General features: G+C 68.3%; 20 protein-coding genes. 6 read left to right on the top strand and 14 right to left on the bottom strand.

Features of this window, described 5'->3' with window-relative positions:
• Positions 1-10 precede the first annotated feature (10 nt).
• The 4 genes from C380_RS21525 to C380_RS21510 all read right to left on the bottom strand — a co-directional run bounded on the left by C380_RS21525 (position 11) and on the right by C380_RS21510 (position 4,477).
• Positions 11-895, bottom strand: coding sequence for a helix-turn-helix transcriptional regulator (locus C380_RS21525; protein WP_015015957.1), 885 nt, complete (start codon positions 893-895; stop codon positions 11-13).
• Positions 896-947: 52 nt separating this feature from the next.
• Positions 948-2,060 carry a uroporphyrinogen decarboxylase gene (gene hemE, locus C380_RS21520; protein ID WP_015015956.1) on the bottom strand — a complete coding sequence of 371 codons (1,113 nt, stop codon included), beginning with the start codon at positions 2,058-2,060 and terminating at the stop codon, positions 948-950.
• 155 nt (positions 2,061-2,215) lie between these two features.
• Positions 2,216-3,796, bottom strand: a complete 1,581-nt coding sequence (locus C380_RS21515) for an MFS transporter (RefSeq protein ID WP_043565737.1) — start codon at positions 3,794-3,796, stop codon at positions 2,216-2,218.
• Between the two features lie 135 nt (positions 3,797-3,931).
• A complete protein-coding gene (locus tag C380_RS21510; protein ID WP_015015954.1) occupies positions 3,932-4,477 on the bottom strand; it encodes a MarR family transcriptional regulator in 546 nt (181 codons plus the stop codon).
• Between the two features lie 118 nt (positions 4,478-4,595).
• On the opposite strand from C380_RS21510, the gene C380_RS21505 reads away from it, so the two are divergent.
• Complete coding sequence (locus C380_RS21505) at positions 4,596-5,549, top strand: Bug family tripartite tricarboxylate transporter substrate binding protein (RefSeq protein WP_015015953.1); 954 nt, start codon at positions 4,596-4,598, stop codon at positions 5,547-5,549.
• A gap of 148 nt (positions 5,550-5,697) precedes the next feature.
• Positions 5,698-7,032 (top strand): sulfatase, encoded by a 1,335-nt coding sequence (locus C380_RS21500; protein WP_015015952.1) that lies wholly within the window; start codon positions 5,698-5,700, stop codon positions 7,030-7,032.
• Between the two features lie 51 nt (positions 7,033-7,083).
• On the opposite strand, the gene C380_RS21495 is transcribed toward C380_RS21500, so the two are convergent.
• Positions 7,084-7,986, bottom strand: coding sequence for a LysR family transcriptional regulator (locus C380_RS21495; RefSeq protein WP_015015951.1), 903 nt, complete (start codon positions 7,984-7,986; stop codon positions 7,084-7,086).
• A gap of 162 nt (positions 7,987-8,148) precedes the next feature.
• Between C380_RS21495 and C380_RS21490 the strand changes: the two genes are divergently transcribed.
• Genes C380_RS21490 through C380_RS21485 form a run of 3 tightly spaced genes read left to right on the top strand, consistent with a single transcriptional unit; the run spans position 8,149 to position 9,866 of the window.
• Entirely contained in the window at positions 8,149-9,132 is a 984-nt protein-coding gene (locus C380_RS21490; RefSeq protein WP_043565735.1) for a TerC family protein, read from the top strand.
• Positions 9,133-9,159: 27 nt separating this feature from the next.
• Positions 9,160-9,318, top strand: coding sequence for a hypothetical protein (locus tag C380_RS25370; protein ID WP_167514376.1), 159 nt, complete (start codon positions 9,160-9,162; stop codon positions 9,316-9,318).
• On the top strand, positions 9,315-9,866 hold the full coding sequence (locus tag C380_RS21485) for a DUF2062 domain-containing protein (RefSeq protein WP_015015949.1): 552 nt from the start codon (positions 9,315-9,317) through the stop codon (positions 9,864-9,866). Before C380_RS25370 ends, C380_RS21485 begins: the two co-directional genes overlap by 4 nt.
• A gap of 6 nt (positions 9,867-9,872) precedes the next feature.
• Here C380_RS21485 and C380_RS21480 read toward each other — a convergent pair whose 3' ends face one another.
• The 4 genes from C380_RS21480 to C380_RS21465 all read right to left on the bottom strand — a co-directional run bounded on the left by C380_RS21480 (position 9,873) and on the right by C380_RS21465 (position 13,861).
• Entirely contained in the window at positions 9,873-10,841 is a 969-nt protein-coding gene (locus C380_RS21480) for a tripartite tricarboxylate transporter substrate binding protein (RefSeq protein WP_015015948.1), read from the bottom strand.
• Positions 10,842-10,937: 96 nt separating this feature from the next.
• Positions 10,938-11,195, bottom strand: coding sequence for a DUF2783 domain-containing protein (locus C380_RS21475; RefSeq protein ID WP_015015947.1), 258 nt, complete (start codon positions 11,193-11,195; stop codon positions 10,938-10,940).
• Between the two features lie 26 nt (positions 11,196-11,221).
• On the bottom strand, positions 11,222-12,874 hold the full coding sequence (locus C380_RS21470; protein ID WP_015015946.1) for an FAD-dependent oxidoreductase: 1,653 nt from the start codon (positions 12,872-12,874) through the stop codon (positions 11,222-11,224).
• A 27-nt stretch (positions 12,875-12,901) separates the two neighbouring features.
• Positions 12,902-13,861: an MBL fold metallo-hydrolase gene (locus C380_RS21465; protein WP_015015945.1), complete on the bottom strand. Its 960-nt coding sequence runs from the start codon at positions 13,859-13,861 to the stop codon at positions 12,902-12,904.
• 142 nt (positions 13,862-14,003) lie between these two features.
• Here C380_RS21465 and C380_RS21460 point away from each other — a divergent pair, with 142 nt between their 5' ends.
• Complete coding sequence (locus tag C380_RS21460; protein WP_043565733.1) at positions 14,004-14,813, top strand: IclR family transcriptional regulator; 810 nt, start codon at positions 14,004-14,006, stop codon at positions 14,811-14,813.
• Between the two features lie 12 nt (positions 14,814-14,825).
• Here the strand turns inward: C380_RS21460 and C380_RS21455 are convergent, their stop codons facing one another.
• From C380_RS21455 to C380_RS21435, 5 genes are all read right to left on the bottom strand, one after another.
• On the bottom strand, positions 14,826-16,148 hold the full coding sequence (locus C380_RS21455) for an O-acetylhomoserine aminocarboxypropyltransferase/cysteine synthase family protein (protein ID WP_015015943.1): 1,323 nt from the start codon (positions 16,146-16,148) through the stop codon (positions 14,826-14,828).
• A gap of 104 nt (positions 16,149-16,252) precedes the next feature.
• Positions 16,253-16,768 carry a CoA-binding protein gene (locus tag C380_RS21450; protein ID WP_015015942.1) on the bottom strand — a complete coding sequence of 172 codons (516 nt, stop codon included), beginning with the start codon at positions 16,766-16,768 and terminating at the stop codon, positions 16,253-16,255.
• A gap of 52 nt (positions 16,769-16,820) precedes the next feature.
• Positions 16,821-17,435, bottom strand: coding sequence for a thioredoxin family protein (locus C380_RS21445; protein WP_015015941.1), 615 nt, complete (start codon positions 17,433-17,435; stop codon positions 16,821-16,823).
• 60 nt (positions 17,436-17,495) lie between these two features.
• Positions 17,496-19,748, bottom strand: coding sequence for a protein-disulfide reductase DsbD (locus C380_RS21440; protein WP_015015940.1), 2,253 nt, complete (start codon positions 19,746-19,748; stop codon positions 17,496-17,498).
• A gap of 217 nt (positions 19,749-19,965) precedes the next feature.
• Complete coding sequence (locus tag C380_RS21435) at positions 19,966-23,811, bottom strand: DUF748 domain-containing protein (protein ID WP_015015939.1); 3,846 nt, start codon at positions 23,809-23,811, stop codon at positions 19,966-19,968.
• Positions 23,812-24,019: the final 208 nt, after the last annotated feature.

Raw genomic sequence — 24,019 nt, 5'->3', positions numbered from 1 at the left:
GGCGGGTGGTTTAACTGCGCCGCAGCAGCCAGTCCGCATCGTCGCCCGGCCGCTGGGTGTGGGCCTTGAGTGCGGCGGGGGGCCTCTCGAACAATGCACGCGCCTCGCGGCTGAAATGCGCCTGGTCGGCGTAGCCATGGCGCAGCGCGGCGTCGAGGGCCCCGGCGTTGCCATCGCGCATGGCCAGCAGCGCATGTTCGGCGCGCAGCATGCGTTCAATCTCTCCCGGCCTCAGGCCCGTTAGCTGCCGGGTGCGGCGCTGCAGGTGCCGGGGCGTCCAGTCCAGCGTGGAGGCCAGGGCCTGGCGTGCGCCGCGCTGCCATGCCTGGTGCAGCACCTGCAGCCAAGCGGCGTGCCGGTCGGCCACCGCCGCCCAGCGCGGGGTCAGAAAGTCCACGCACAGCGCCTGGCGCGCCCCATGGTCGGGCGCCGTGTGGACGGCCGTTAGAAAGGAGTGCCACTCCTCGGGCAGCCAGGTCACCGCGTCCGTGATGCGGTCGGTCAGCGGCGCCAGGTCCTGCCCGGTCAGCAGCCCCAGCGCGCCGGGCTGGAACGCCAGGCAGAACGAATCGCCATCGCGGGAGGAGACCGAGTGGTAAGGATGACGGTGTGCGCCCGACAGCGTGATGGCCGGTAGGGCCGCTGCCGTAGTCGTGCCCGCACATTCCACGAGCCGGGCCGTGCCCCGCGTGAGCCAGATGATGCCGGGATAGGGGCTGGGCGGCACGCGCGTGTCCGCCGGGGTGTGGGGTGGCTGGCGGCCCAGGTCGCGCCAGAAAAAGGCGCGCACGCAGTCCGCGAGCGCGCCGGGTGGGGCTTGCAGGGCCGAGGCGGGCAGCGCCTGCGGGCCGGTGGGTGGCTCCGCTGGCGGCGGTGCGGGATGTTCCATTGCCATCACCGGGTCCCTGCCGGGTGCGCCGCGCGGCCTGGAGCCCTCGCCCGGGCGATCAGCCCTGGCGCTGCGCGCGCGAGTGGCTGTGCACAGCCTCCACTAATGCCGCCACATGCTCGGGCGGGGTGAACTGGCTGATGCCATGGCCCAGGTTGAAGATGTGCGTGGGGCCGGTGGTGCTGCGGTCGGTGTGGGGCTTGCCAAAGCTGTCGAGCACGGCATGCACCTGGGTGACGATCTGCGCGGGCGGCGCAAACAGCACGTTGGGGTCGATGTTGCCCTGCAGCGCCTTGCCGGGGCCGCCGACCTGCCCGCCGACGATGGAGCGCGCCTTGCCCAGGTGGGCCGTCCAGTCCAGGCCCAGCACCTCGCAGTCGATGTCCTTCATGTCTTCCAGCCAGATGCCGCCGCCCTTGGTGAAGACGATGCGCGGCACGTCCGTGCCATCCACGCCGGTGCGCTTGAGCTGCCCCAGCACGCGCTTGGTATACGCCAGGCTGAATTCCTGGAAGGCGCCATCGGCCAGCACGCCGCCCCAGCTGTCAAAAATCATCACGGCCTGGGCGCCCGCGTCGATCTGGGCGTTGAGGTAGGCGGCTACGCTGTCAGCGTTGATGGCCAGGATGCGGTGCATCAGGTCGGGGCGGCTGTACATCAGCGTCTTGACCAGACGGTAGTCGTCCGATCCCTTGCCCTCGACCATGTAGCAGGCCAGCGTCCAGGGGCTGCCCGAGAAGCCAATCAGCGGGACGCGGCCGTTGAGGGCCTTACGGATGCTGGTCACGGCGTCAAACACGTAGCGCAGCTTGTCCATGTCGGGCACGGCCAGTTCGGCCACTGCGGCCTCGTCGCGCACCTGCTTGGCAAAGCGTGGGCCTTCGCCCTCGGCAAAGCTCAGGCCCAGGCCCATCGCGTCGGGCACGGTGAGGATGTCGCTGAACAGGATGGCCGCGTCCAGGGGAAAACGCTCCAGCGGCTGCAGGGTCACTTCCGTGGCGTAGTCCACATTGGTGGCCAGTCCCATGAAGCTGCCCGCCTGGGCGCGCGTGGCCTTGTACTCCGGCAGATAGCGCCCCGCCTGGCGCATGAGCCACAGGGGTGTGTAGTCGGTGGCCTGACGACGGCAGGCACGCAGGAAGGTGTCGTTGGCAAGGGGGGCGAAGGTCATCCAGCGATTGTCGCAGGCCGACCGGCAGCCTTGGCAACCCCGCCTGGTGTCAGAAATTGACGCGCATCAAGCCAGTGCACCCGCGGAACCGGCTTTGCCGGGCCGCCGGGTGCGTCCCCCCTCAGGGGGAAGACGCGAAGCGGCTCAGGGGGGAGCTATCGTTCAGCGATGTAGTGCGACATCCGCACCACCTCGCCCGGCGCCAAGAACGCCCGCACTTCCGTCTCCAGCGCCTGGTCGGCCATGGTGGCACGGGCGCGCTGGTGCAGGTAGTCGGCCCAGGACTCGACGATGAAGCGCTCCACATAACGCGAGGGCTCGCCCAGGTCCTTGTACACGCGCCAGAAGGTGGCGCCGTCACGGCGGCGCGGGGCCTTCATGCGGCTGATGGTGTCGAGGAAGGCGGCGTCGGTGCCGGGGGCGATGCGGTAGCCCACTTCCACCGCAACCGGGCCCGCCTCCGGCAGCGGCTCGGCCTCGATGAAAAGCTCGTCCCAGGGCGTGGCCTGGGTTACCTCGTGCAGCGCACCCATGCGCAGCGGCATGGGGCGGGCCAGCAGCAGGCCCACACCCATCAATGCGGCGGCGACGCAGAGTGTGGGCGTGAGGCCCAGGATGTCCGACGCCGCGCCCCAGAAGGCCGAGCCCATCGCAAACGCACCCAGCGCCGCCACCATGTGCATGGCCACGGCGCGTGAGCGCACCCATTGCGGCGCGCTGGCCTGGGTGGCGGTGTTGAAGGTGGACATGGCCGACATCCAGGCCGCGCCTGCAAACAGCATGGCGATGTAGACCACCCAGGTGATGTGGGTGAGTGCCGCCACCAGCATGGCGATGCCAAACACGACGCCGCCCACACCCACGATGACCTCCATGCCAAAGCGTGCACGCAGCCGCCCCAGCACCAGGCCCACGCCCACGGCGCCCGTGCCCAGGCAGCCCATCAGCAAACCGAAACCCGGCGCCCCCGTGCCCAGGCGCTGCGCAATCACCGGCAGCAGCGCCCACAGGGCCGAGCCCGCGGCGCTGAAGGCCATCACGCGCACCAGTTGCGCCAGGATCATGCGCGAGTGCCATGCAAACCGCAGGCCGCTGAGCGTGCCGCCCCACAGCCGCTCGGCGGGCAGCTTGGAGGGCGGGTGCGCTTTGGGCGGCCAGCGGCGGATCGACTCCCACATCACCAGGGTGGTGGTCACCGTGACGGCAAACACCCAGCCCGCGCCCAGCTGCGCAAACACCAGCCCTGCCATCGTGGGCCCCACCGCGCGCGCGGCGTTGTAGGCAATGCTCACGGCGGTGATGGCCTGGGGCCATTCGTCACGCGGCACGGGGTCGATGACCGACGAGTTCCACGCGGGCGTCAGCACCGCCGTGCAGCAGCCGCACACAAACACCAGGAACAGCACCGAGGCCGACCCGCCCCAGCCGCCCAGCACCAGCAGCGTGAGCAGTGCACTGGCCCCCGCCTGCGCCAGCAAAGCGCCTGAGATCAGGCGCCGCCGGTCGGTGGTGTCGGCCAGCACACCGGCGGGCAGGGCCAGCAGGAACATGGGCATGAACACGGCGGTCTGCACCAGCGCGGCCAGAAAGGACGAGCCCGTCAGCTCCACCATGAGCCAGGCCGCCGCCATGGTCTGCATGCCACTGCCCACAAAAAAGATGCCGCCACAAATCCACAGGCCCCGGAACGCGGGTTGGCGCAGGGGGCTCCACAAAGAGGTCGAGTGCTGGGACATGAAGGATGGCGTTGGGTGTGCGTGGGTCGTTGTGGGACAAGGGGAGCGCATGCGTGCCGTGGGCGGGTGGCTCAGGGCGGGTTTGAGGATATCGCCGGTTCCCCGTTTTGGGGCAACTCCATCCTGCAAACCCCCTCAATCCACATGCCGTCCACCGCGCAGCCGGTAGGTGCGCGGCACGTCGGTGCGGGTGGCAACCAGCGCTTCGGCACGCCGCTGCATGTCGGCCAGCGCCTGGTCCAGGCCTGCCACCGCCTCGGTACTGAGCCCGGCCAGCAGTTCCTGGTTGAGCGCCTTGACCTGCGGAAACAGCTCGTCGTGCACGGCCTGGCCCGCCGCGGTGAGTGACAACTGGGCCTGGCGCCGGTCGCCAGGCATGGCGTCGCGGGTGATGAGCTTCTTGGTCAGCAGCGAGGTGATGGCGCGCGAGGTGCGGGCCCGGTCCAGCCCCAGGCGCTGGGCCAGCTCGGCCGGGGGCATGCCGGGGTGCTGCGCCAGCATCATCATCAGCCCCCACTCGCGGCGGGTGATGCCGTAGCCGCCTTCGCACAGCCGCACCACCAGGCTGCCCGCCACCGCGATCAGGCGGTTGAGGCGGTACATCAGCAGGTCGTTGGCGGCCTGCGGGTGGGCCAGCCGGTGGCCGGGCGCGGCGGGTGGTTTGGGGGCCGGGGCAGGCATCAGGGTATTTCCGGGCAATGATTGATTAGATCAATTGATTGTGTGGCCAATACAGTCCGGCCATCCACCCCCCTGCGCGGCTGCGCAGGCCCTGCCATCGCCCCTAAAGATTTCGACCATGCGCAAACCCCTTGCTGTTGTGCTGACCGCCGCACTCGCCCTGTGCGCCACCCTGGCCCAGGCGCAGGACACCCCGCTGCGCATCGTGGTGGGCTACGCCCCCGGCGGCGCGACCGACCGTGTGGCCCGCATCGTGGCCGACAAGCTGGGTACCAAGCTTGGCACGCCCGTGATCGTGGAGAACAAGACCGGCGCGGGTGGCCGCCTGTCGGCCCAGGCTGTCAAAGCCGCGCCTGCCAACCAGCCCACGCTGCTGCTGGCCAACCCCGCCGTGATGCTGGTGGCGCCGCTGGTCTTCCCTGACGCGGGCTACGACCCGGAGCGCGACTTCCGCCCCGTGAGCCACGTCAACAGCTACGAATTTGGCGTGGCCGTGGGCAGCGCCGTCCCGGTCAAAGAGCTGCCGCACCTCATGGCCTGGCTCAAGGCCAACCCGGACAAGGCCAACTTCGGCGTGCCCGCCACGGGCAGCCTGCCGCACTTTTTTGGCCTGATGGTGGGCGACGCCGCCAAGGTGCGCGCCGAAGTGGTGGGCTACCGGGGCTCGGCCCCCCTGCTCAACGACCTGCTGGGCGGCCAGGTGCCCGTGGCGTTCGATACGTTTGACACCCTGCTGCCCCAGCACGAGGCGGGCAAGATCCGCATCCTGGCCGTGTCGAGCGCCAAGCGCAGCGCGCTGGCACCCCAGATTCCTACGTTCAAGGAAGCCGGCATGGACCTGGCCGCCACCGGCTGGAACACCTTCTTTGCCCCCATGAGCATGCCCAAGGCGCAGGCCGAGCGCCTGGCAGGCCTGATACATGAGGTGATGAAAGACCCAGACACCCAGCGCAAGTTCGCAACCGCCAAGATGGAGCCCGTGGTAGCGACCATGGCGCAGACCGAAGCCATGCTCAAGGCCTACCGCGCGCAGTGGGCGCCGGTCGTGCAGCGCTCGGGTTTCAAACCTTGATAGGAAGCACCCCCTGAGCGGCTGCGCCGCTTCCCCCTCAAGGGGGACGGCGGCCTCGCTGCGGGGCCGCCCTTGCTAACCGCCCCTCGCATGGGCCGTGCCAGTTGCGCAGGTCGCAGCCCACGTTCAGTGACATTGGATCTCAGAGATGAAAACGCACTCCCGCCCCAATATCATCTTCATCGTTGCCGACGACCTCGGCTATGCCGACCTGGGCTGCTATGGCGGCCGCGAAGCAGCGTTTGGCCCGGTGTCGCCGGTGCTTGACCAGCTGGCGGCCAACGGCCTCAAGCTCACGCAGGGCTATTCCAATTCGCCCGTCTGCTCGCCCACACGTTTTGCGCTGATGACGGCGCGCTACCAATACCGCCTGCGCGGCGCGGCCGAAGAGCCCATCAACAGCAAAAGCCGGGGCAGCACCACGCTGGGCCTGCCACCCGAGCACCCCACGCTGCCGTCGCTGCTGCGCGCATCGGGCTATCGCACGGCGCTGATGGGCAAGTGGCATCTGGGCTACCCGCCTGCGTTCGGGCCGCTGCGCTCGGGCTATGAAGAGTTCTTCGGCCCCATGTCGGGCGGGGTGGACTACTTCACCCACTGCAGCTCCAATGGCGCCCACGACCTGTACCTGGGTGAGGAGGAAAAGCAGCAGGACGGCTACCTCACCGACCTCATCACCGACCATGCGCTCGACTATGTGCAGCGCATGGCGCCGGGCGCGCAGGCCGGCACGCCGTTCTTTTTGAGCCTGCACTACACCGCGCCCCACTGGCCGTGGGAGACGCGCGACGACGAGGCGCTGGCGCAGGAGGTGAAGACGAACCTGTTCCACCTGCACGGCGGCAACATCGAGACCTACCGCCGCATGATCCACCACATGGACGAGGGCATCGGCCGCATCATGGCGCTGCTGGAGGCAAAGGGCCTGGCGCGCGACACGCTGGTGGTGTTTACCAGCGACAACGGTGGCGAGCGCTTCTCGGACAACTGGCCGCTGGTGGGCGGCAAGATGGACCTGACCGAAGGCGGCATCCGCGTGCCCTGGATTGCCCACTGGCCTGCGGTGATTGCGCCGGGCGGCGTGAGCGCGCAGACCTGCATGACCATGGACTGGTCCGCCACCATGCTCGACGCCGCAGGCGCCGCCACGCATACGGACTACCCGCTGGACGGCCGCTCGCTGATGCCGCTGCTGCGCGATGCCAGCCTGCACGACGAGCCCCCGCTGTTCTGGCGCATGAACCACCGGGGCCAGCGCGCCATGCGCCAGGGCGTGTGGAAGTACCTGCGGGTGGACGGCAACGACTACCTGTTCAACCTGGCCGACGACGAACGCGAGCGCGCCAACCGTGCGCCTGTGGAGCCCGACCGCCTGCGGGCCATGCGCGCCGCGTGGGAGGCGTGGAATGCGTCCATGCCCGCCATCCCCGACGATGCGACGGTGAGCCTGGGGTATTCGGTGAAGGACATGCCGCAGCGCTGAAGTTTTAGTATTTTTGACCCCAAGCGCCAGATGAATATGCGCGGGTAGCTATCAATTCAGTAGCGATCCACCCTGTCCCGCCTCCAGCAGCCGCGTGAGCAGCGGGTGCATCACCTTGCGCGCGCTGTAGATCAGGTGGAACTGCTCCTGCACGTCGGGTGCGGTGCCCACCTGCACCAGCCCGTGGGTCTGGGCCAGGTGCTCGCCCAGCGAGACCGGCGCGGGCATCACGCCCATGCCGGTGGCGGCAAAGGTGCTCAAGAGGGCGCTGTCTTCAAACTCCCCGGCAATGTGCGGGCGGATGCGCTCGCGCTCAAGCCAGTGGTCGATGCGCGCGCGCATGGCGGCGTGGTCGGTGGGCAGCAGCACGGGCACCACGGCCAGGCTGTGCGGGAAGTTGTTGGCCGCCGCCTCGGCCCACAGCGGCGGCGCATACCAGGCAATCGCACTCGTGCCCAGCAGCTGGCTGGTGGTACGCAGGGCCGGGTTGGGCGGCGCGGAGCGGTCGGCCAGCACGGCGTCGAGCTTGTGCAGCGCCAGCTCGCCCAAGAGGGGCTGGAACTCGCCCTCGTGGCACAGCAGGCGAAGGTGGGGCTCGTCCAGCACGGGGGTCAGCAGCCGGTGCACGGCCAGCTTGGCAATGCCGTCGGAGATGCCCAGGTTCAGCCGCAGCGTCTGGCCTGTGGCGGCCTCGCGCACGCGCACGGGCAGCAGCTCGCCCAGCGCAAAGATGTGATCGGCCTCGTGCAGCGCGGCCACGCCCGCGTCGGTCAGCACCAGGTTGCGGCCCTCGGTGCGCAGCAGGCTCACGCCCAGCGACTTTTCCAGCTCGCGCACCTGGGCGCTGATGGTCTGCACGGCCATGTCCAGCCGCTCGGCGGCGCGGGCAATGCCGCCCTCCTTGGCCACCACCCAGAAGTAAAAAAGATGGCGGTAGTTGAAGCTCTGGCTCATGGGGTTTTCCGAGGGGAGAAGTCGAGGGAAGGTGTTTGGTTCGTAAAAACCGAACCAATACTACTGTGATCACAGGTTTTAAAGAAGTACCCCGGCCCCTACAGTGCGGGGCTTGGGCGCCCGGCTGGTCTGGGTGTATGAGGGCATCTTTGGAGAAACTCGATGGAAACAATCGGAACGTGGTGGATGTGGGCGGGATTTGCCGTCTTCGTGGTCATCGCCATTGGCGTGGACCTGCTGGTCATGGAGCGCCAGGGCGCGCACAAGGTCACCATGGGCGAGGCCGCGCGCTGGAGCCTGTTGTGGTTCTCGCTGGCCTTTGTGTTCGTGGCCATTCTGTGGTGGTACCTGGACAGCAGCCAGGGCCGCGAGGTCGCCAACACGGTGTCCATGCAGTTCATCACCGGCTACCTGGTGGAGAAGAGCCTGTCGGTGGACAACATCTTCGTCTTCCTGATGCTGTTCAGCTACTTTGCCGTGCCGCCGCAGTACCAAAAGCGCGCGCTCATCATCGGCATCATCGGCGCCATCGTGCTGCGCACGCTGCTCATCCTGGCAGGCGCCTGGCTGCTGGCCACCTTCCACTGGCTGCTGTATGTGTTCGGTGCGTTCCTGGTCGTCACCGGCGTGAAGATGTGGTTTGCCGCTGGGCAGGAGCCTGACATCGCCACCAACCCGGTGCTCAAGTTCCTGAAAAAGCGCATCCGCATCACCGACCAGTTCGATGGTGAAAAGCTCTCCACCCTGATCAACGGCGTCAAGCACTACACGCCCTTGTTCGTGGTGCTGATCCTGATCGGCACGACCGACATCATCTTTGCGGTGGATAGCATCCCGGCCATCTTCGCCATCACCAGCGACCCGTTCATCGTGCTCACAGCCAACATCTTTGCCATCCTGGGCCTGCGTGCGCTGTACTTCCTGCTGGCAGACCTGGCCGACCGCTTCCACCTGCTGGCCTACGGCCTGGCACTGGTCCTGGTCTTCATCGGCGGCAAGATGTTGCTCATCGACTTTGTGAAGATTCCGATTGGCTATGCGTTGCTGGTCACGGCCACGCTGATCGCCGGGTCGATCTTCCTGTCGCTGCGCAATTCGGGCGAGGCGGCCAAGGGCGCCCCACCCGCACTGCCCCCCAAGGCCTGATCGCTGCCGAACCGGGAGACCCGAGCCATGGATCTGATCGAATCGGTGATGCTGTGCATGTTATTGGGCCTGGTGGGGGCCACAGCGATGGCTTACCGCGCGGAGAACGAGCCGCGCGACGTGCGCCTGCTGGTGGGCCTGACCACCTTGTGGGGCGCTGGCACCGCAGTAGCGTTCGTCGCATGATGCAGCCGCTGTGTCGCCTGCGCCGCTGGCTGCGGGCCCTGGAGCCCCGGGCCCGGCAGCTGCTGGACCGCAGCTGGCTGGCGCAGTTCCAGCCCTGGCTGGAGCAGCGCGCGCTGTTCCGCTTTCAGCGCCAGCCGCTGGCGCGCGGGGTGGCGGCGGGCATGTTTTGCGGCCTGATCCCCGGGCCGCTGCAGATCCCGGGCACGCTGCTGGTGTGCGCCTGGCTGCGCGGCAACGTGGTGGCCGGGGGCGTGGCCACCTTCTATACCAACCCGCTCACCACCGTGCCGCTGTATGTGATGGCCTTCTACCTCGGAGCGCTGGTGATGCCCGGCGCGCAGACGCTGCCCGCCTGGAGCAGCGTGGCGCCGGGCGGAGAGTTCACGGTGCAAGCCCTGGGCACCTGGATGCAGGCACTGGGCACGCCGCTTTTGATCGGCCTGCCCACGCTGGGCCTGCTACTCGCGGTGTTGGGCTATGTGACGGTACAGTTGCTGTGGCTCGCGCCTGCCTTGCACCGCAAGCGAAGGCTGGCGCGCAGCCGCTGAGGGGGGTCAGTCGAGTTTTACGCCCACCTTGGTGATGACGCGCCCCCACTTCTCCCGTTCGGTGCGCGCAAAGCTGCCCATCTGGGCAGCGGTGCCGGGCATGGGCTCCACCCCCAGGGCCTGCAGGCGCGCCTTGGTGCGCGTGTCGGCCAGGGCCGTCTGCAGTGCCTTGCTGAAGCTGGCCACCACATCGGCCGGTGCGCCGGTGGGCACCACCAGGCCTTGCCACGCAAAGCCTTCAAACCCTTGCAGGCCCTGCTCGGAAATCGTGGGCACATCGGGCATGGTGGTCACGCGCAGCGGGCTGGCCACGCCAATGGCGCGCACCTTGTTGCCCGCGAGGAACGGGTACACCGTGGCGCTGTCGATCCACATCGCAGGCACCTGGCCGCCGATCACGTCCTGGATGGCCGGGGCCGCACCGCGATACGGCACGTGCGTGAGCCTGAGTCCGCTCTGCTCGCGGAACAGCTCGCCCACCAGGTGGTGCGGGCTGCCGGGGCCGGCGGACGCCCAGTTCACCCCATCGGGCATGCCCTTGGCCCAGGCCATGAACTCCTTGAGGTTCTTGGCCGGCACGCTGTTGGACACCACCAGGAACATCGGAAAGCGCACCAGCAGGCCCACGGGCTGGAAGTCCTTTTCGGCGTTGTAGCTCAGCTTGCTGAACAGGAACGGGTTGGCCGCCAGCGTGGCGAAGTCGGCCGAGAACATCAGGTTGCCGTAGTCCTTGTTGCGCGCTGCGTACTCTGCGGCGATGTTGGTGCCCGCGCCGGGCTTGTTGTTGATGATGATGGTGCGGCCTAGCGTGGCCGACATGGATTCGGCAATGGTGCGCGCCACGATGTCCGAGCCGCCGCCAGCGGCGTAGCCCACGACCCATTCAAGGGGCTTGGAATCCTGGGCGTGGGCCAGGGGCAGGGTGGTGGCCAGGGCCAGGCCCGCGAGGGTGGCGAGGAAATGTTTGCGCTGCATGGTGGTGTTGTCTCCGTTTTGGTCAAGGTTCAAGGCGAGTCGGGCCCTGCACCGTCTGCGCGGTGCTGAAGCCGTGGGGATGAAAAGGGGTTGCGGCTAGGCTGCCACCGCGTGAGTGGGCACCACTGGCGTGATGGCCGGGGTGGTGCGCCGGTCGGCCGTGGGCACGGCGCTGCCGCGCGCCAGTTGCAGCGCGTGCTGCAGCGTGGCCTGGTCGCCGATGTGGTTGGCCAGCAGCAGCACCAGGCGAGCGTTCATGGCGTGGCTTTCGGGCGTGGACAGGCCCTGGTGCGCCGCAATCAGCGCTTCATAAAAGTCGTCGCAGGCCTGCAGGTTCGGTTGGGTGTTCAGCATGGGCATGTTCCTTGTCGTCTTCCTGGTCAGACGGCTGCGGCTGTGGCACGCGCCAGAGCATCACGTACGGCGGCTTCGGTGGGCGTACGCCAGCGCGCACACACATGCTGGTCGGGCCGCACCAGGTACACGGTGCGCGGCAGCGCGTCCAGCCGCTGGGCGGCCAGCGCCTGGTGGTCGATCACGTCGATGCCGATCTGCAGCACCTTCACACCGGGCAGGTCACGCGCCCACACAGGGGCCGGACCAAACACCAGCAGCGTGAAGTCCGGCCCCAGTTCGCGCAGCAGCCAGGTGGGCTGGCCCTGCTTCGTCAACGGTGCATCCAGCAGCACGGCGCCGGGCACCTGCGTGCCCACAAACGCATCGGTGTCGGGCGTGTTCAGCGGCGATGCATGCAGCGTGGCGGGCACCGACAGGCGGCCGCTGTTCACGATGCGGCGTGCAAACGCGTGCTCGCGCGCCAGGTGGAGCACCGCATCGCGGAACAGGCGGCTTACCTCGCTTTTGGGTGTTATGAAGTCAGTGGCGCGGGTGGAATTGCACAGGTTCTCGTCGGCCGCGTATTCGCGCTCTGGCCCATAGGTGGCCACCAGCGCGGGGCTGGCGCGGCCCTGGAGCACCCAGTCCAGCTTCCAGGCCAGGTTCTCGGCATCCTGCACGCCGCTGTTGGCTCCACGCGCACCAAACGGCGAGACTCCATGCGCACTGTCGCCCGCAAAGATGACCCGGCCGTGCACGAACTGGTCCATGCGCAGGCAGGCAAAGGTATAGACGCTGGCCCAGTCCAGCTCGAACTGCGCATCGGCACCCAGCAGCGCCTGCACGCGAGGGATGATGTTCTCGGGCTTCTTTTCTTCCTCGGGGTCCGCGTCCCAGCCCAGCTGGAAGTCGATGCGCCACACGTTGTCGGGCTGGCGGTGCAGCAGCACGCTCTGGTTGGGGTGAAAGGGCGGGTCGAACCAGAACCAGCGCTCGGTGGGAAAGTTCGCCTCATCCGCCAGCTTCACATCGGCGATCAAGAAGCGGTCCTGAAAAATGCGCCCCTTGCTCTCCAGCCTCAGCATCTGCCGCGTGGGCGAGCGCGCGCCGTCGCAGGCCACCAGCCATTGCGCATCCATCTGGTAGGCGCCCTCGGGCGTGTCGATGCTAAGCAGCGCGCCGTCCGCGCGGCTTTGCACCGCAGTGACCTTGTTGTGCCAGCGGATGTCGATGCCCGGCAACTGCAGCGCACGCTCCACCAGGTAGGCCTCGGCGTAGTACTGCTGCAGGTTGATGAAGGCGGGGCGCTCGTGGCCTTCTTCGGGCAGCAGGTTGAATTCATAGAGCTGCTCGTCTTTGAGGAACACCTTGCCCAGGTTCCACGACACGCCCTTGTCCACCATGCGCTGGCCCACACCCAGGCGGTCCCAGATCTCCAGCGTGCGCTTGGCAAAGCAGATGGCGCGCGAGCCGATGGAGAGCTTGTGGTCGTTGTCCAGCACCACCACACGTTGCCCGCGCTGGGCCAGGTCGATGGCGAGCGACAGGCCCACGGGACCTGCGCCGATGACCACGACGGGGTGCTGCGCAGGCGTCGTGCGGTCCTGGTCAGGCGAGCGCACATATCCAAAATCGAGAGCCTGCACCTCGGCGCCGCTGGCGTGGAAGGCCTCTGGGGGAATGTCTCTGGGGTTCATTGTTGTGTCTCCTCCAACCTCGGTGGTTCAGCCTTCCAGGGCCTTCCACATTTGGATGTCGCGCTCGGCGGTCCAGATGCGTGGGTCGGGGTATTGCGTGGCCTCGTCGTACGCACGGGTCACGTCAAACGGCATGCAGTGGTTGAAGATGACCCAGTGGCCGTACTTGGGCTGCAGCTTGGCAAACGTGGCCTCGTACACCTTGCGCAGGTCTTCGCCCTTCGCCGCGCCCTCCTTCACGCTGGCGTATAGGTCGCTGATGAAGGCGCGCGTGCCCGCCAGGCCCGCCTGCACCTGCTCGGGCGTCTGCAGCGCGGCGCCACGGCCGGGCACCAGCTTTTCGGGCTTCAGAGCCGCGATGTTGTCCAGGGTCTGCGGCCAGTCCTGGAAATACGCGTCGCCCGCATACGGCGTGGCGTCGAACTCCACCAGGTCGCCGCTGAACAGGATCTTTTCCTGCGGCAGCCAGGCGACCGTATCGCCCTTGGTGTGGCCCCGACCCAGTTGCAGGATCTGCACCTCCAGCTTGCCCAGCCACAGGGTCATCTTCCTGTTGAAGGTCATGGTCGGCCAGGTCAGGCCGTCGGGCACGCTCTCCACGTTCTGGAACAGGCGCGGAAAGCGGCCGATCTCGCTGTCCTTGTCGAACTGGCCGCGCTCCACGATCAGGTCGCGCGTGTCCTCGCTGGCAATGATGTGCTCGGCGCCGTAGGCGCTGGCCCCCAGCACGCGCACGGCGTGGTAGTGGGAAAGCAGCACGTACTTGATGGGCTTATCCGTCACCTCGCGGATGCGGCGGATCACGTCCTGCGCCATCACGGGCGTGGCCTGGGTGTCGATGACCATCACCGCGTCGTCGCCAATGATGATGCCGGTGTTGGGGTCGCCCTCGGCCGTGTAGGCATAGGCGTGGTCGGAGAGCTTGTCGAAGCTCACCTTCTTCACTTCTAGGTCGGCGGCGGATGCGAAGGTTTTGACGGTGCTCATGGTGGTGATTTGTTAATGGTGAATGCGTTTATCTAAACGGAATGCGTTGATGTTAGGCAAGAAATTCGTTCATGTCTAACGCATTTGTTTAGGTGTAAACCCGAAGGGCATGTGGATGCTGCGCTGCGTGGACAATCGCCCCATGCCCACCACGACTCCCGATCTGCCCCCCGCCGACGACGAAGACACGCCCCGCAGCCCGCGCGGCATCCAGAGCGTGGAGGTGGGTGGCCAGCTGCTGAAGGTGCTGGCGCGCACCGGCCGGCGCATGGCGCTCAAGGACCTGGCCCGCGCAGCGGACATGACAGCCGCCAAGGCCCATCCCTACCTGGTGAGCTTTGGCAAGCTGGGCCTCATCGAGCAGGACGCCGTGAGCGGCCACTACGGCCTGGGCCCCTTGGCCATGCAACTGGGTCTGATCAGCCTGCAGCAGGTGGACCCCGTGCGCCTGGCTATTGCCGAGCTGCCCGCGCTGGCCCAGCGCATCGGCTACACCGTGTCGGCCTCGGTCTGGGGCGACAACGGCCCCACCATAATTCGGGTGGAAGAAGGCCCCACTGCCGTGTACGTGGCCATGCGCCACGGCACCACGGCCTCGGTGCGGCACACGGCCACGGGCAAGGTGTTCGCAGCCTTCGGCCCGCGCGAGCGCGCTGCCGCCGCATTGGCGGCCGAAGGGTTTGCGGGCGCGCTGGACGAGCCCGCATTTGCGGCCGAACTGGAGGCCGTGCGCCAGCACCAGATCAGCGAAGTGACCGACCAGCTTCTGCCCGGCATCAGCGCGCTGGCCACGCCGGTGTTTGATGGGTTCGGGCAGCTGGTGCTGTGCATCGCCGTGATCGGCCCCAGCGCCACGCTGCAGACGGGGCCTGCGAGCCCGGCGGCGCAGCATCTGCGCGAGGCGGCGCGGAGCTTGTCGCAGCGCCTGGGCGCGCCGGTCGGCCCTGTGTAGGCCGTTGGGCGATCAGCCCGCTGCGCGCCCCAGCGCCTGGTCGATGTCCCACAGGATGTCATCCAGGTCTTCAATCCCCACCGACAGCCGCACCATGTCTGCGCTCACGCCCGCGCGGGCCAGTTCCTCTTCGTTCAGCTGGCGGTGCGTGGTCGAGGCAGGGTGGATCACCAGCGTCTTCGCGTCGCCGATGTTGGCGAGGTGGCTTAAAAACTCGCAGGCGTCGATGAACTTCTCGCCCGCCGCAGCGCCCCCCTTCACGCCAAACGTGAGGATGCCCGAGGCGCCCGGTGTACCGTCCACCGCGCGGAACTGTTTTTGCGCCAGGTCGAAATACGGCGAATCCGCCAGACCCGGATAGTTGACCCACGCCACCTGCGGGTGGCTCTGCAAAAACTTCGCCACGGCCAGCGCATTGCGGCAGTGCTCGCGCATGCGCAGGTGCAGGGTTTCGGCGCCCTGCAGCAGCTGCCACGCATTCATGGGCGAGAGCACGCCGCCGAAGGTGCGGTTGACCTCCATGCGCGCCTTCATCGTGTAGCCAAAGTCGCCAAAGGTCTCGTAGAACTTCACGCCGTGGTACGCGCGGCTGGGCTCCACCATCTCGGGGAATTTGCCGTTGTCCCACGGGAACTTGCCACCCTCCACCACCACACCGCCCATGGTGGTGCCGTGGCCGCCGATGTACTTGGTGGCGCTGTGCACCACGATGTCGGCGCCGAGCTGCAAGGGGTTGCACAGGTAGGGGCTGGCCACGGTGTTGTCGATGACGAGCGGCACGCCGTGCGCATGCGCCACCTCGGCCACAGCGGCGATGTCGAGCACGTTGACCAGCGGGTTGCCGATGGTCTCGCCGTACACGGCGCGGGTGTTGGGGCGCATGGCGCGCGCAAAGTTCTCGGGGTCGGCCGGGTCCACAAAGGTGGTCTCGATGCCAAGGCGGCTGAAGCCCACGCCCAGCTGCCCCACCGTGCCGCCATAGAGCGTGCTGGCCGCCACGATGTGGTCGCCGGTTTTGAGGATGGCCAGCAGCGCCGCCATCTGCGCGGCCATGCCGCTGGCGCAGGCGAGCGCCGCGCGGCCGTTTTCAAGGCTGGCGATGCGCTCTTCAAAAACAGCCACCGTGGGGTTGCTGATGCGGCTGTAGACGTTGCCGAAGGTCTGCAGGTTGAACAGGCTGCTCGCGTGCTCGGCGTTGTCGAACACAAAGCTGGTCGTCTGGTGGATGGGCGTGGCGCGCGCGCCGGTCACGGGGTCGGGCTGGGCGCCGGCGTGGATGGCGCGGGTGCCAAAGCCGAAGTGGCGGTCGGCGCCGTTGGATGTGGGCTCTGTCATGGCGGTGGCGCAGCCCGCAGTGCTGCGCAGGGGGTTGGGTGAAGGAATTTGAATGAAATAGGCCGCAAGCGCTAGTGCAATATGCGCTGGCAGCTATCAATTTGCTAGTAAGGCAGCTGCCGCAAGCGCTTGGCGCTGATCACGCGCGTGTTCACGCCCATCCAGCCCAGGCCACCAAACAGCCGTGCGTGTTCGATCTTCACGCAGCGGTTCTGTATGACTTGCAGCCCCGCCGCCTCGGCGCGCAGGCCGGCGGCCTCGTTGAACACGCCCAGCTGCAGCCACAGGCACTGTGCGCCGATGGCGACGGCTTCGTCGGCCAGTGGCGGGATGTCCTCGCTCTTGCGAAAGCAGTCCACCATGCCGATCTTCTGGCCTTGCGCTGCCAGCGCTGCGGCCGCCTCGGTCACGCTGGCGTACGCCGTCTCGCCCAAAATCTGCCCGCCCTCACGCGCCACCAGCGGGTTGACCGGCACGATGCGGTAGCCATGCGCCTGCATGTACTTGGCGGCAAAGTAGCTGGGGCGGTGCCACTGCGGCGAAAGGCCCACCACCGCAATGGTGCGGCAGGCGGTGAGCAGGTGGCGCAGGGTGCTGATGGTGTCGGGGGTGTGGAGCATGCAAACAGTGTACGCATGCCCCGGGACCGTGGAGCAGCGTCACCGCAGCCGGTCAGGCCGGCGACTTGTACTTGATGCTGCACCCATACGGCGCCGTCGTCGCCGCCGAGATCGGCTTGCCCGCCAGCGCTTCGCCCAGCCCCACCTTCACGTAGTTGGTGGCCTTTTCGATGTCGGCCGGGCGGGCCGAGGGGATGCTGTCGATGCCGCCCGCGTAGATCAGCTGGCCCTGCGGGTTGACGATGTACAGGTGCGGCGTGGTGCGGGCGCCGTAGCTCTTGCCCACGGTGCCTTCCTCGTCCATGAGCACGGCGGTGGGGACGGCCTTGCGCTCCTGCTTCCAGGCCATCAGCCTGGCGGGCTCCAGGTAGTCGCTGCTGGCCTTTTCGGTGGAGTTGATGGACAGCCACACCACGCCTTGGCGGGTGGCGTCCTTCTGTGTGGCGGGCATGTTGCCGCTGTCGTAGTGTTTGCGCACGAAGGGGCAGCCGGGGTTGGTCCACTCCAGCACCACGTGTTTGCCCTTGAAGTCCGACAGGCGCACGGTTTTTCCGTTGGTGTCCTTGAGCATGAAGTCGGGCGCGGGCTGGCCCACGGTGGCGGCGGCCTGTGCGCCCAGGGCAACCAGGGCGGCGGTGGCGATCAACGTTCGGCGAAGCAGCTTCATGGCGGGGTCTCCTGAAGGGTTGGCGGGTGGTCGAAAGCGGAAAGGTGGGCTGGGAGCGATCTACAGCTGGGCGATGGTGGCGCGCACCTCGTCCACGCTGAGCACCTCGGTCAGCACCACCGGCGGCTTGCCGGGGCGGTAGAACACGTACACCGGCACGCCGCTGCGGCCCAGCGACGCCAGGGCGGCGGTGATGGCAGGGTCGCGGCGCGTCCAGTCGGCGCGCAGCAGGGCCACGTTCTTGGTTTGCAGGTCGGCGACCACGTTGGCATCCGCCAACGTGGTCTTCTTGTTGTATTGGCAGGTCACGCACCAGGCGGCGGTGAAGTCCACAAACACGGGGCGGCCACCGGCCACGATCTGCTCGGCCGCGCCGGGTGCCCAGGGCTGCCAGCCGGTGTTGGAGACCTGCGGGGACGACGTGGCCGCCTGCGCGGCAGGCATGTTGGTGACGTGCGGCGCAAAGGCCCAGACCAGCAAGGCCATGGCCGCGATGGACACCGTGGCCATCCACACCCGCGCCCGCCCGGCCAGCGACAGGGCCCACACCACCAGCGACAGGCCCACCAGCAGGATCAGCAGCGCACCCGCGCCGTCGATGCCGCTTTGCTGGCCCAGCACCCACACCAGCCAGACCACGGTGGCCAGCATGGGGAAGGCCATGAGCTTGCGGAAGGTGTCCATCCACGCGCCGGGGCGGGGCAGGGCGCGCGCCACGGCGGGCACAAAGCTGGCCGCCAGGTACGGCAGCGCCAGCCCCAGGCCCAGTGCTGCAAACACGGCCAGCGCCTGCGGAGCGGGCAGCGTGGCTGTCAGCCCCATGGACGCGCCCATGAACGGCGCGGTGCAGGGCGAGGCCACGGCCACGGCCAGCACGCCGGTGAGGAAACTGTCGGCCACCGGGTGGCGCGCCTGCAGGCTGGCCACCGAGGACGGCAGGAAATGCCCGAACTCGAACACGCCCGCCAGGTTGAGCGCGATCAGCGTGAACAGCGCCGCCAGCGACGCGACCACGGCAGGCGACTGCAGCTGAAAGCCCCAGCCCACCGCCTCACCCGCCGCACGCAGGCCCAGCATGAGCGCGCCGAGGGCGATGAAGGACAGCACCACACCCGACGTGTAGGCGATGCCACTGATGCGGTGCGCACGCCGGTCTTGCGCGTGCTGGGTGAAGCCCACCACCTTGATCGCCAGCACCGGGAACACGCAGGGCATCAGGTTGAGGATGAGGCCCCCGAGCAAGGCGCCCAGCAGCGCGGCGGTGAGGGTGAGGGACGAGGCGGCGGAGCCCGCAGCTGGTGTTGCCGCGCCGCCTGCCTGCGCTGCATTGGCCTTGAGCGCGGCCTCCAGCGCGGGCGATACCGCAGCCACCGACGCACCCTGCGGCCAGGTGCCCAGCACCTTCAACTCGGCGCGGTAGCCGGTGCGGGTGTCGGGGCTGGTGCCATGGCCCGGGGCCGCCTGCTCGGCCAGCACCACGGGCATCAGGCTGGGGCTGGCACTGCGCTGGGCAGACAGGGGAATCTGCGCGGTCCACACGCTGCCGTTCCAGGCCTGCTTCCACTGCGCGGCGTTGTCGATGACCTCGGCGGTCTCGGGGAACAGGTCCAGCGTCTTGCCGCGCAGCGCCACGGGCAGGCCCTGCACGCTGACGTTGAGCAGATTGCCGTCCGCGATCTGCGCCTGGCTGTCGGGAACGACGCCGTTGGTGCCCGCCAGCACGGGCTGGGGCAGGGCCTTGGCGGCGGCCTCGAAAGCCGCGCCGTTGAGCGCGGTGGTGCTCTGGATGGGCAACTGCAGCGTGAACTCGCCTTCCTCAGGGATGCACTCCTTGCGGCACACCAGCCACGAGGCGCGCAGCTTGATCGTCGCGTCCTTGGCCAGCGGACCGGGCGCAAACGTGCTGGCCACCGTCACGGGCACGGGCAGCAGCACCGTGCCTTCGTAGCCATAGTTGGCCAGCGTGCCGATGGGGATCTTCTTGGGCAGGGGCCAGGCGATCTCGCCCGCGTCCAGCCCGGCGGGCAGCGTCCAGGCCAGGTCGGTGGGCAGGCCGGAGTCGCCGGGGTTCTTCCAGTAGGTGTGCCACTCGGGCTGGTGGGTGATCTGCAGGCCCAGCCACAGCGGCTGGCCGGGCGCCACGCCCTGGGGCGCATGGGCCAGCAGCTCAGCCCGCACGTAGGGCGTTGTGACCACGCTGGTGCCCTGGCCGGTCGTTTGGGTGCCCAATTGGGCGATAGCGCTAGTCCATAAAGCGCTGGCAGCTATAAAAAAGAGAGTGGCTGCAAGGCGGCGGAACAGGCGTGAAGGCATGGTGCAGTGTGGGAGCGGGCGGGGCGGGATTGGTTCCGGCGCTGCCGCCGTTTCGATTCTCGATCCACCATTGTGCTTGGAGCCGTCCATGTCCGTGGAAACTGGCGTGGCCAGTACCAGGGCCCCCGCGCAAGGGCCGCCCCGCCGCGCTGGGGGCGTCCCCCTCCCGCGTAGCGAGAGAGGGGGAAGGCGCCGTAGGCGACTCAGGGGGTGTTGCTCACTGTGTCGCCAGGCTCAAATCCGCACGCGGGGTCCACTTTTCGGGCTGCTTGCCCGATTTGGGCGCGGCCACGAACAGCCGTTCTACCGGCAGCTTTTGCGCCACCAGGTACGCGCGGATCGCCTGGCCGCGCTGCGTGGCCAGCTCGGCGGCCATGGCCTCGGTGGCGGGTTGGTGGGCCAGCAGCAGGGCTTCCATCTCGGGCACCGTGAGGTCCTTGGCCAGGCCGACCAAATTGCGCGGCTTGGGGATGTCAGCGCGGCGGTACACCTCCTTGAGCAGGGCAGGGTACTCGGCGGCGGACACCGGGGCGGTATCCACCGGGTTGGCGCGGCGTTTTTCGGCCAGCACCAGCTGCTGCAGGTGCTCGCGCTGCAGGCCTTCGCGTTCGTCCGGCAGGCTGGCCGTACCGGTCACGGTGATCTTCAGCGCGGGGCGGTCGGCCAGGGCCTTGGCCACCTTGTCCAGGCTCTGCTGCGCCTCGGGCGTGAGGGTGGCGCTGCCAGGGGCAAAGGGCACATGGTTCATCTCCTCGCCACCACCAAACGCGCTGGCCAGCAGGCTGAAGGGCGAGGTCAGCGCCTTGCCGATGAGGTTGACGATGATCTTGAAGATCACCGGGCCGATGCGGAACTGCGGGTCGTTGAGCGAGCCACTGATGGGCAAGTCCAGGTCGATCACGCCGTTTCGGTCGGCCAGCAGGGCCACGGCCAGCTTGACGGGCAGGCTGTTGGGTGCACCCTCCACGGGCTCGCCAAAGGTCAGCTGGTTGAGCACCAGCCGGTTGCTGGCGGTGAGCTGGCCATTGGGCAGCACCTTGTAGTTCACGTCCATGCTGAGCTTGCCGCGCTCAATGCCGTGCCCGGCGTACTTGACGGAATAGGGCGTGAGCGGGGGCAGCTCCAGATCGCGCACCTTGCCGGTGATGTCGAGCGCCAGGGGTTTGGCCAGTGGGTTGAGCTTGCCGGTGACTTCCAGCGACGCCGAGCCCTCGGCACGGCCGCGCAGCTCCAGGTCGGCCAGCACGGGATCTCCACCGGGCGCTTCAGAAGAGAACGCGCTGAGCTTGCCGGTCAGCTCCGAGAGGTCGGCCGAGTAGTTGGGCTTGATGAAAAAGTCGGAGAACAGCACCTTGCCGTTGACCAGGCTCACCGGGCCAAAGACCACCACGGGGGCGAGCGGGTCGGCCTGGGCCACGGCGGCCGTGGGGGTGGCAGCAGGCGCAGCCGATGCGGCCGTGGCGGGGGCCGGTGCCGTGGGTGCTGCTGTGCTGGCCGCAGCGCTGGCTGCGTTGGCCGCCTGGGCCTCAGCCGGGGTCTTGGCAATGTCGCTCAGGTTGATGCGGCCCGCCTCGTTGATCGTGATGCGGGCAAAGAAGTCGACCAGGCTGGTTTCCTTGACCTCCATGCGCGGCGCGGTGCCGGGGGCGGTGGCCACGGCCAGGCCGCGCAGGTTCAGGCTCTTCCAGGCCAGCAGTTCCTCACCCACCTGGGCCTCGGTCTTGGGGGTGAAGGCGGCCGTGCTGTTGGCCCGCAGGTCTTCCACCACCGCATCGCCGCTCAGGCGCAGGCTGACTCCCTTGTCCGTCTGTGCCAGCGCCACCTGGCCCCGGTAGCCCACGTCGGCGCGCAGCAGCTCCACCGACAGCTGGCTGGCCAGGTAGCCGTCCAGTGCGTGCACCGGCAGGCGCGTGGCGTCGAGCTTGCCCTGGGTGGTCAGCGGCTGCAGGGCCAGCGTGCCCTGGTAGTCGATCGTGCCGGGCGCGGCCTTGTTGTTGCCCTTGCCCGGCGCGGCGGCGCGGGCGGTGAGTGTGAAGGCCTCGGGCTTGCTGCCGTCGCTGGCCAGGTTGCGGGCGGTGATGCCCAGGGCGGTCAGGTCCAGCGCCACGGGGCGCGGCTGGGCGTTGTCGGCCAGTGAGACCGTGCCGCCCTGCAGCGAAAAATCGGCCACGCGCAGCTTCCAGGGCGCGGCGTTGCTGGCGGGGGCGGGGTCAGCGGTTGCGGTGGCGCTGCCTTGCGAGGCGGGGGCGGCCTTCTCCGATTTCAGCCAGCGTTCAAACATCCAGCGGCCATCTGCGCCGCGCTCCACTGCCAGTTGCGGCTGGCTGATGGCCAGGCGCTCCAGCGTGGCGCTGCGCGCGTCCAGGGGCACTTCGGCACCTGCAATCTCCAGCTTGCCCAGGCTGGCCAAGGTGGTCTTGCCTTGCTTGACGGCCAGTTGCTCCAGCGCCAGGGGGCCCGCCTTGAGGGTGACACCCGTGGCACCTGCCTGTGCGGCTGCGCCCGTGGGGGCTTGCCAGGTCACACCCACATCACCGCTGAGCTGGCCGGTCACTGTCGGCTCCAGCGCCTGGGCCAAGTAGGGCGCGGCCAGTTGCAGGGCCAGGGCGTTCAGGGTGGCGTTGACCTGCGCCTTCTGGTCCGTGGCTTCGCCGGTGAAGCTGAGCGTGCTGCCCTGCAGATTGAGCCCGCCCTTGAAGGTGAAGGGCTTGGCGTTGTCTTTGGCAAAGGGCAGGGCGACGTCGGCTGCCTCCAGCGCAAATTCGGTGGCCTGCAGGGCGGCGGCGGGGCGCGTGGTGGCATCGGCCCAGCGCAGGGTGCCGCCACGCACGGCGGCCGTGGCGACTTCGACCGACCAGGCGGGGGCGACTGTCTTGGCCTTGGCCTTGCCCGTGGAGGCGGAGGACGCAGGGGCGGAGGCTGTGCTGGCGGTGGTCAGCGGTGAAGATGCCGCGTCGGCCGATGCTGGCGCTGCAGGTGCGGTGGTCTTGTCCTTGGCGGGCGTTGCAGGCTGTGCAGGCGCCGCCAGCTGTGCCAGGTTGATCTGGCCCGCTGCATCGCGTGTGGCCGTGACCACCGGCGCCGTCAGCTCCACATGCTGCAGGCGCACGATCTGCTCCAGCGGGCGCACATCGGCCATGTCGATCTTCAGGCGCTCGTAGCTCAGCAGGTCGGCCCCTTGGCGGTCGGCCATGCGCACACCACTGGCTTGCACGGTGCCGCTCAGCTTCACAGCCATGCGCGGGTGCTGCTCAAAGGCCACCTTCACATCCGCATCCAGCGTGGCACTTTGCACCTTCACGGGCAGGTTGGCGGGCAGGTAGCCCAGGTAGGGCGCCAGGTTCAGCCCATCCAGCCGGATCTGCGCGTCGGCTTTGCCGGTCTGTGCAAACGGCGTGCCCTGGGCCGATGAGTCAAACCGGCTGCCGTCCAGTGTGAACGCCAGGTGGGGCTCCACCTTCACCTCGCGCTGCGAGGGCAGGGTGCTGATGAACGGCACTTTCAGCGCCAGCGCGCGCACCTCGTGGGTCTCGCTGACGGTGTTGTCGATGAAGTCGATGCTGCCGCCGGTGAGCGCCAGGTTGTACAGCGCCAGGCGCGCGGGGTCGGTGTCGGGCTCAGGCTCGCTCTTGGGCGCGGTGACCTTGGCAATGATGTCGTCCACGTCGTAGCGGCCGTCGCCCAGGTGGGTGATGCGCAGGACCGGGTTTTCGATGGTGAAGGCGTCCACCACCGGCGCCAGGCGCAGCAGGGATTGCAGCTCGCCATCGGCATAGATGCGGCCAATGGTCAGCTGCGGGGGCGCACCATTGGCACCCGCCACGGCCACGTCACGCAGCGCAAATTCGAGGCTCCAGGGCTGGAAGTCGATGCCGCCAATGGTCACGGCGCGGCCCAGTTGCTCGGACGCGATGCGCTCCAGCGGGCCCTTGACCAGCGGTGGAATGGCCAGCCAGGTGACCAGCCACAGGGCGATCAGACCCGCCAGCGCGCGGACGGCGGGGCGGAACCAGCGGTGCTGGCGCAGGGTGGCAAACGAGACGGAGCGCAGGGAGATCGGCATGGCGGCAGGCAAGGGTAGGCGCCGCAGCCCCGGGGAGGCCCGGGTATCGCTACCCGGATGCCGGGCTGCTGCTGCGCGCGGGCGCTATTGTCTCCCTTGCTCGCCCGATTACGCAAACCAATGCAACCGGCAGCAGCGGTGGCTCAAGATTGTTGACAGTGGGGTCAGGCGCCGGTTACTGAGCAAAGCCCAGCACCACCCTGCTGGT

Origin of the sequence: Acidovorax sp. KKS102 (genome assembly GCF_000302535.1) — a bacterium.
Classification (GTDB): Bacteria; Pseudomonadota; Gammaproteobacteria; order Burkholderiales; family Burkholderiaceae_C; genus Acidovorax.
The sequence above is the reverse complement of the archived record's forward strand: the minus strand, read 5'-3'. Positions and strand labels throughout refer to the sequence as shown.

Excerpts from the sequence above, each read along its gene's own strand:
- C380_RS21525 (WP_015015957.1), bottom strand. The coding sequence starts at position 895 with ATGGCAATGGAACATCCCGCACCGCCGCCAGCGGAGCCACCCACCGGC.
- hemE (WP_015015956.1), bottom strand. The coding sequence starts at position 2,060 with ATGACCTTCGCCCCCCTTGCCAACGACACCTTCCTGCGTGCCTGCCGT.
- C380_RS21515 (WP_043565737.1), bottom strand. The coding sequence starts at position 3,796 with ATGTCCCAGCACTCGACCTCTTTGTGGAGCCCCCTGCGCCAACCCGCG.
- C380_RS21510 (WP_015015954.1), bottom strand. The coding sequence starts at position 4,477 with ATGCCTGCCCCGGCCCCCAAACCACCCGCCGCGCCCGGCCACCGGCTG.
- C380_RS21505 (WP_015015953.1), top strand. The coding sequence starts at position 4,596 with ATGCGCAAACCCCTTGCTGTTGTGCTGACCGCCGCACTCGCCCTGTGC.
- C380_RS21500 (WP_015015952.1), top strand. The coding sequence starts at position 5,698 with ATGAAAACGCACTCCCGCCCCAATATCATCTTCATCGTTGCCGACGAC.
- C380_RS21495 (WP_015015951.1), bottom strand. The coding sequence starts at position 7,986 with ATGAGCCAGAGCTTCAACTACCGCCATCTTTTTTACTTCTGGGTGGTG.
- C380_RS21490 (WP_043565735.1), top strand. The coding sequence starts at position 8,149 with ATGGAAACAATCGGAACGTGGTGGATGTGGGCGGGATTTGCCGTCTTC.
- C380_RS25370 (WP_167514376.1), top strand. The coding sequence starts at position 9,160 with ATGGATCTGATCGAATCGGTGATGCTGTGCATGTTATTGGGCCTGGTG.
- C380_RS21485 (WP_015015949.1), top strand. The coding sequence starts at position 9,315 with ATGATGCAGCCGCTGTGTCGCCTGCGCCGCTGGCTGCGGGCCCTGGAG.
- C380_RS21480 (WP_015015948.1), bottom strand. The coding sequence starts at position 10,841 with ATGCAGCGCAAACATTTCCTCGCCACCCTCGCGGGCCTGGCCCTGGCC.
- C380_RS21475 (WP_015015947.1), bottom strand. The coding sequence starts at position 11,195 with ATGCTGAACACCCAACCGAACCTGCAGGCCTGCGACGACTTTTATGAA.
- C380_RS21470 (WP_015015946.1), bottom strand. The coding sequence starts at position 12,874 with ATGAACCCCAGAGACATTCCCCCAGAGGCCTTCCACGCCAGCGGCGCC.
- C380_RS21465 (WP_015015945.1), bottom strand. The coding sequence starts at position 13,861 with ATGAGCACCGTCAAAACCTTCGCATCCGCCGCCGACCTAGAAGTGAAG.
- C380_RS21460 (WP_043565733.1), top strand. The coding sequence starts at position 14,004 with ATGCCCACCACGACTCCCGATCTGCCCCCCGCCGACGACGAAGACACG.
- C380_RS21455 (WP_015015943.1), bottom strand. The coding sequence starts at position 16,148 with ATGACAGAGCCCACATCCAACGGCGCCGACCGCCACTTCGGCTTTGGC.
- C380_RS21450 (WP_015015942.1), bottom strand. The coding sequence starts at position 16,768 with ATGCTCCACACCCCCGACACCATCAGCACCCTGCGCCACCTGCTCACC.
- C380_RS21445 (WP_015015941.1), bottom strand. The coding sequence starts at position 17,435 with ATGAAGCTGCTTCGCCGAACGTTGATCGCCACCGCCGCCCTGGTTGCC.
- C380_RS21440 (WP_015015940.1), bottom strand. The coding sequence starts at position 19,748 with ATGCCTTCACGCCTGTTCCGCCGCCTTGCAGCCACTCTCTTTTTTATA.
- C380_RS21435 (WP_015015939.1), bottom strand. The coding sequence starts at position 23,811 with ATGCCGATCTCCCTGCGCTCCGTCTCGTTTGCCACCCTGCGCCAGCAC.